The sequence below is a fragment of the Achromobacter maghribensis genome, assembly GCF_057334215.1.
In genome coordinates, this window is the sequence record NZ_JBHFII010000044.1 from 1 (window position 1) to 2,670 (window position 2,670).

At 67.3% G+C, this 2,670-nt stretch carries 2 protein-coding genes; both read right to left on the reverse strand.

From position 1 onward, the window contains the following. Positions 1-126: 126 nt before the first annotated feature. Entirely contained in the window at positions 127-903 is a 777-nt protein-coding gene (locus ACE039_RS18010) for an ABC transporter ATP-binding protein (RefSeq protein WP_485822963.1), read from the reverse strand. Positions 904-908: 5 nt separating this feature from the next. After that, a complete protein-coding gene (locus ACE039_RS18015) occupies positions 909-2,579 on the reverse strand; it encodes an ABC transporter permease (RefSeq protein WP_485811794.1) in 1,671 nt (556 codons plus the stop codon). Between the last annotated feature and the right edge of the window lie 91 nt (positions 2,580-2,670).

The window sequence follows — 2,670 nt, forward strand, 5'->3', positions numbered from 1 at the left end:
GGGGCGGCCCATGCCGGGGCGGCCCATGCCGGGGCGGCCCATGCCGGGGCCGTCGACACCGCGGCGGTCAACACCGCGGCGGCCGCCACCTCGCCGCCCGTCTCGCGGCGGGCACCGCGGGCCGCGTCAGCGCCCGCGTGCGAACGCCTGTTCGCGCTGTGCCTCCAACGCTTCGCGGCGGATGAAGTCCCGCACGAAATCGTTGCCGGGGTGATGGTGCAGGTTGTAGGGCGTATCCCACTGCGCGATTGCCCCCTTCGTCATCACGCCGATGCGGTCCGCGATGGCGAAGGCTTCAGCCTGGTTGTGCGTGACCAGAATGGCCGTGTGGCCGGTGGTCTTGAGAATGTCCCGCACTTCGAAGGCCAGGCGTTCCCGCGTGTCCACATCCAGATTCGAAAACGGTTCATCCAGCAACAGCAGGTCGGGTGAGGGCGCCAGCGCCCGGGCCAGCGCCACGCGCTGCTGCTGGCCGCCCGAAATCTCGTGCGGATAACTGTTGGCGGCATGCGCCAGGCCCACCAGCTCCAGCATCTCTTCGACGCGGCGGGCGCGGTCCGCGCGCGTAAGCTTGCGCAGGCCAAATGCCACGTTAAGCGCCACGGTCAGATGCGGAAACAGGGCGTAGTCCTGGAACATCATGCCCACGCGGCGTAATTCCGGCGCCACTTGCTCGGTCGGAGACGAAATGACGGTGCCGTCCAGCAGGATGCGGCCCGCGCGCACGGGCTCGAAGCCGGCGATGGCGCGCAGTACCGTGGTCTTGCCGCAGCCCGACTCGCCCAGCAGGCACCCGATGTGCCCGGCGGGCAAGCCAAGCGTCAGGTCTTGCACCACCGGTTTCAAACCAGTGGGCGTGTCGTAGGCGAGCGAAAGGCGGTCGATTTCTAACAGATCGGGCACGATGATCAATGTCCCATTTTCAGATTGGTGCGCGCCAGCAGGATGACGGGCAAAAGGCCGGCCAGCACGATCGCCAGCGCCGCGACGGCGCCTTCCTCGTACGTGCCGCGGGCGGCTTCGGCGTAGAGCCAGGTGGCAAGCGTGTCGAAATTCATGGGGCGCAGCAGCAAGGTGGCCGGCAGCTCTTTCATGGCGTCCACGAAGACCAGCAACGCGCTTGCGGCCAGCGCGGGGCGCAGCAGCGGCAGGTGGACGCGGCGCAACGTGCCCGCCGAGCTTTCGCCCAGCAGGCGCGACGCCTGTTCCAGCGAAGGGGGGATGCGCGCAAGGCCCGCTTCCAGCGCGCCGGTGGAAATCGCCAGGAACCGGATCACATAGGCGCACACCAGCGCGCCCATGGAGCCCATCAGGAACAATCCCGAGCCGCCGAAGACCGTGGCAAGCGCGCTGTCGATCCAGACGAAGGGCGTCAGCAGGCCGATGGCCAGAACAGTGCCCGGCACCGCATAGCCCAGGCTGGCGATGCGTGCGCAGGCGCGGCCCGGGTTGAAGCTGGCGCTTTCGCGCAGGGTCCGTCCAGCCCAGGCGACGATCAGGCCGCAAAGCAGCGTCACGATGGTGGCGCTGAACGCAACGATCAGCGTGTTGCCCAGGCCATTGATCAATTGGTCCGATACGCCACCTACCAGATGCAGGCGCTTGTACGTTTCGAAGATCAGGTAGGCGGCGGGCGCAATGAAACCCAGCACGACGGGGATCCAGCCCAGCACGGCAGCCACGGCAGCGGACGCCCCGCGTAGCCGGCGCGGTTGCATGGGGCGCATGCGTTGGGTATTGGCATAGCGCTGGCGCTTGCGGCCATGGCGTTCCAGCATGATCAACCCGATCACGATGGCAAGCATCGTCAGCGCGATCTGCGCCGCGCCGGCCAGGTCCGACCGCGTGACCCAGGTGGTATAGACCGACACCGTCAGCGTCTGCACGCCCAGGAATTCGGACGCGCCGATATCGTTCAACGTTTCCAGCAGCGCCAGGCTCACGCCCACGACGATGGCCGGACGGGCCAAGGGCAGGGCGACGCGGAAGAACACGGCGATGCGGCCCGCGCCCAGTGTGCGCGCCGCTTCCAGCAAACTGGCCGCCTGGGTCATGAACATGACGCGCGTGCTCAGGTAGACATACGGATACAGCACGAAACCCAGGACGAAGATCGCGCCGTAGATCGAGCGCAGGTCGGGCAGGCGGAACTGCCGTGGGCTGTCGTAGCCCAGTAGCGCGCGGATCGCCGTCTGAACAGGCCCGATAGGGTGCAGCAAGTCCAGGTAAGAGAACGCGATGATGTAAGTCGGCACCGCCAGCGGCAGCAGCAGCGCCCAGGTCAGGATGCGGCGCGTGGGGAAGTCGTAAGCCGTCACGAGCCAGGCGGCGCCCGTGCCCAACAGCGTCACCATCACGCCTACGCCCGCCAGCAACAGGGCCGTGTTGGCCAAGGCCTGTGGCAGCACGTAGCTTGCCAGATGCTGCCAGTGCGAAAGTTCACCGCCCAACGCCCACCAGAGCAGCGTCAGCACGGGCGCCAGCACCGCCAGCGCGATCAGGCCGGCACCTGCGAGCCAGCCGGCGCCGCGTTCAGTCCAGCGCAAACGCAGCGGCCGGGGCAAGGATTCTGTGTGCATGCTTCAAAGTCGATTGCATCAAAGGCAAGGCCTGCTCCCCCCGAAAAAGAGAGGAACAGGCCCAATACTGCCGCAGGGCGACGCCCCCCCG

Excerpts from the sequence above, each read along its gene's own strand:
- ACE039_RS18015 (WP_485811794.1), bottom strand. The coding sequence starts at position 2,579 with ATGCACACAGAATCCTTGCCCCGGCCGCTGCGTTTGCGCTGGACTGAA.